2 protein-coding genes and 1 pseudogene are annotated in these 2,037 nt (G+C 65.8%); 1 reads left to right on the top strand and 2 read right to left on the bottom strand.

The genetic code is table 11. The features are described 5' to 3' along the window. Together EOA28_RS33940 and EOA28_RS33945 are read right to left on the bottom strand one after the other, a co-directional pair. A pseudogene (locus tag EOA28_RS33940) lies at window positions 1-547 on the bottom strand (porphobilinogen synthase); the annotation flags it as partial. A 223-nt stretch (window positions 548-770) separates the two neighbouring features. Beyond that, window positions 771-1,583 carry a DUF2066 domain-containing protein gene (locus tag EOA28_RS33945; RefSeq protein ID WP_127252415.1) on the bottom strand — a complete coding sequence of 271 codons (813 nt, stop codon included), beginning with the start codon at window positions 1,581-1,583 and terminating at the stop codon, window positions 771-773. A gap of 173 nt (window positions 1,584-1,756) precedes the next feature. On the opposite strand from EOA28_RS33945, the gene EOA28_RS33950 reads away from it, so the two are divergent. After that, window positions 1,757-2,037 (top strand): enoyl-CoA hydratase/isomerase family protein (locus EOA28_RS33950; protein WP_189342351.1); only part of this gene is annotated, 281 nt, incomplete at its 3' end.

Genomic DNA, 2,037 nt, shown 5'->3' on the forward strand with positions numbered 1-2,037 from the left:
AAGGCGCGATGATGTCGGCGCCGGCGGCGGACTGGATGACGGCAGCGGCCGCGACCTGCTCCACCGTCTCGTCATTGACGATGATGCCGTCGCGCAGGATGCCGTCATGGCCATGGCTGGTGAACGGGTCGAGCGCGGCATCGGTGATGATGCCGATTTCCGGCACCGCGTCCTTGATGGCGCGCGTGGCGCGGTTGATGACATTGTCCGGGTCGAGGATGTGCGAGCCGGTCTGGTCGCGCAGCGCAAGCTCGACATTGGGGAAGGTGGCGATCGCCGGAATGCCGAGCTTGGCGGCGCGCTCGGCTTCCCTCACTGCGAGATCGATGGAGAGGCGATAGACGTCCGGCATGGCGGCGATCGGCTCGCGTATGTTCTTGCCGTCAACGACGAAGATCGGCCAGATCAGGTCGTTGACCGAAAGCTGGTTCTCCTGCACCAGCCGGCGCGACCAGTCGGCCTTGCGCATGCGCCTGAGCCGCCGGCTGCCGGTGATCTCATCGACGCTGCGCGCGCCGGCAGGCTTTGCGGGGGTGAATTTGTTCATGGCCGAAACTCTCTTTTGCGCCGGCTTTTACCACGCGTCTTGGCAGCTGACCAATGCGACACGATTGTGCCAGGCTGGGCCTAATTCCTCGCCCCCGCTAAAAGCGGGGGAGAGGTGTCCGCGAAGCGGACGGAGAGGGGGCCCTCGTTCGTAGGGCGCTCCCCTCTCCGTCTCGGCTTCGCCGAGCCACCTCTCCCCGCTCGCGCGGGGCGAGGAAATGCACTTACGGCTGCCCGTGCCCCGACAGGATCTGCGCCGCGCCCCTGATCGCGACCCGGAAGGCCTCGTCGAAGCTGACGCCGCGCGCCTGCCAGCGATAGATCTTGCCACGATCGGCCAGCCGCCAGTCGGCGATCCAGCCAAGCTCCTTGTCGCTCCACACGATGCTGCCGGCGAGCGCCCGGGCCGCTCCCGCTTTTTTCGCGAACTTGTCGAGCCTTGCCATATCGGCTTCGGAAAGCGCCTTCTCATCGAGTCCGCCAAGCTGCCCGGCCCTTGGAAAGGTGACGCGCATCAGCAGCGGACCGGCGGCATTGGCGAAGGATTCGCGCATCGCGTTGCCGCGCTGCTCGTCTTGCGTCAACACGAAATGCCGCGCGCCCTGCTCGGCGATCATGAAGACGGCGATGGTCGGCCGCTCGCCGGGCCAGGGCCTGCTGCCGAGCTGCGCAAGCAGCTTGTCGACCACAGCAGGCTTGTAGAGGCAGGTCAGATCGTGCGGCCGGTCATGCGTGCCTTGCTCGTCATGGATCGGAATGCCTTCGAGCCGGTCGTGGTAGCGGAAGGACTGGACGAAATCGGCCGCCTTCTCGCGCAGCGCCAGCATCTGCGTCTTCTGCGTCAGCCGCTGATCGCCCGAGACCTTGACCAGCACCTTGTCGAGGCAATCCTTGAAGCCGATCTGCCGGTTCACGTCTCCGGTTCCAGTGACGATCGTTTGCGCCTGGTAAAGCTCGGCGGGCGTCGCGGCGCGGGCCGGAACACCCAGGCACAGGAGACCGGCCAATCCAACCACGAAGCGAGAAATTCCAGGCATGTCGATCTGCTCGAAACCTGTCAGGGCGCGGGCATAGTTCTTTGCCGGTTACCTAACATCTGGCGCGGCCGCCCGCCAGCCCAAGGACCGCCGCCCCGAACCGCTACCATTGACGTGTCCCGACGCCCCCTTTAGCACTTCTCCCCCGCGGGCGGAGAGAGAGATTCCTGGTGATCGATTTTGGCGGCGGCGACGAGATCCGCTTCGAGCGGTTGGGCAGAGCGGGCGTGGTCACATTGACCCGGCCGAAGGCGCTCAACGCCGTCACGCACAACATGGTCAAGACGCTCGGCAAGGCGCTCGACGCCTGGGAACAGGATCCGGGCATCGGCGTCGTCGTCGTCAAGGCCGAGGGCAGGGCGTTTTCCGCCGGTGGCGATATCCTGCACATCTATGAGGCCGGCCGCGCCGGCAGGCCGCCCGTCGACTTCTTCGCCGATGAGTATCGTCTGAA

Source organism: Mesorhizobium sp. M2A.F.Ca.ET.067.02.1.1 (genome assembly GCF_004023285.1).
Taxonomy (GTDB): Bacteria; Pseudomonadota; Alphaproteobacteria; order Rhizobiales; family Rhizobiaceae; genus Mesorhizobium.

Bases quoted from the DNA above. Each gene is read 5' to 3' on its own strand.
- EOA28_RS33945 (WP_127252415.1), bottom strand. From the start codon at position 1,583: ATGCCTGGAATTTCTCGCTTCGTGGTTGGATTGGCCGGTCTCCTGTGC.